General features: G+C 72.2%; 1 protein-coding gene and 1 pseudogene. One reads left to right on the top strand and one right to left on the bottom strand.

Annotated elements, in window-relative coordinates; genetic code table 11:
- Window positions 1-1142, top strand: a 1142-nt coding sequence (locus tag ACWDS7_RS48350; protein WP_451934809.1) for an FAD-dependent monooxygenase, incomplete at its 5' end; no start/stop codon positions are given.
- Between the two features lie 96 nt (window positions 1143-1238).
- On the opposite strand, the pseudogene ACWDS7_RS48345 reads toward ACWDS7_RS48350, so the two are convergent.
- Window positions 1239-1392: pseudogene (locus ACWDS7_RS48345) on the bottom strand (IS630 family transposase); the annotation flags it as partial.
- Window positions 1393-1642: the final 250 nt, after the last annotated feature.

The following is a 1642-nucleotide window of genomic DNA, read 5'->3' as shown; positions in this document are numbered from 1 at the left end:
AGGACGACGCCGGGGTGAGGGTGGACGTGCGGGGCCCGGACGGACCGTACCAGGTGAACGCCCGCTACCTGGTGGGCTGCGACGGCGCGCGCAGCCGCATCCGGGACCGGGCCGGCATCGGCTTCCCCGGCGTCACCTACCCGGAGGTCAACCGGCTGGCCCAGGTCACCCTGCATGACACGGTGACCGTGCTGGACAACGGCGACCTCGACGTCCCCGGCTTCGGCGCGATCCGCGCGGGCTTCACCCGCACGGACCAGGGCCTGCTCGGCGTCGGCTCCGCACCCGGCGCCCCGAGCGTCTCCCTCTACACCATCGAGGACGAGACCACCGAGTACGACGACGACGTCCCGATGACCCTGACCGAACTGCAGGACAGCATCCGCCGCGTGCTCGGTGCGCACCTGCCCCTGGCAGGATCGACACGGCTGTCGCGCTTCACCTTCAAGGCCCGCCAGGCCGAGCGCTACCGCGACGGGCGCATCCTGCTGGCCGGCGACGCGGCGCACCTGTTCCCCGCCACCGGCGTGGCGCTCAACGCCGGCCTGCTGGACGCGGTCAACCTGGCCTGGAAACTGGCCGCCGACCTGCACGGCCGGGCGCCGGCCGGCCTGCTGGACACCTACCACGCCGAACGCCACCTCGCCGGCGCCCGTACCATGCTGCACACCCGCGCCCAAGTCGCGCTGCGGCGCGGGCACGACGCGGCGGCCGAAGCGCTCCGCGAGATGTTCCAGGAGTTGCTCGCCGACGAGCAGCCGTTGCGCCGCATGGGAGCCATGGTCGCCGGCGCCGACATCCGCTACCCGATGCCCGGCACGGACCCCCACCCCCTGGCCGGCACCTTCGCGCCCGACCTCACCCTGCACACCGACCAGGGCATGGCCAGCGTCGCCGAACTCCTGCACCCCGCCCGGCCCATCCTGCTCGACCTCGCCGACCGCCCCGACCTTCGCGAGGCCGCCCGCGCCTGGGGGCAGCGCGTCGACGTCCACACCGCCAAGACCGGCCGGCGACCGGCCGACGCCCTGCTGATCCGCCCGGACGCCCACATCGCCTGGGCCACATCCATCGACGAACCCGCCGACACCGCCGTACCGGCGCTGCGCGAAGCACTCTCCAGTTGGTTCGGCACACCCTGACGTGGACCAGAGGCCGACCGGGTGCGGCCCGGTCGGCCCGATGGCGCCCGGCGAGATGGATCGGGGCCCACCTGCCCAGCGGGCAGGTCGGGGGTGTGAGCTTCTCCGTCCACGGCGGCCCGGCACCCTCACCACCGGCGTCAGGCCACGCCGTCCCCACCTACGGGCCACCGGTGGCCTCATCGTCCGGCCGCACTCGTCTCGGAGCAGACCCACGCGCCCAGGTCCGCCGCGGCGCTTCCACGGCCGGCGCTCAGCCCACCGCCCTGCGCACACCGCATGACCTGGGCATACCGCAGCAAACCGGCACATTCACACGATCACCAAACATCACGAATCAAAGATCAGCAGAGCAGGTCAGGGGCGTATCCGTTGGATTTTCCGCCATCGCTACCAGAGCCCCGACTAGTACTACAGCCTGATTTCGTGATGCTTGAGCCAGCGTCGCCAGTAGTGGCTGCTGCGGGCACGGGTTTGGTGTTCACGGCGGTGGGTGGACC

Source organism: Streptosporangium sp. NPDC003464, from assembly GCF_053588315.1.
This window is presented reverse-complemented; position numbering and strand designations above follow the sequence as displayed.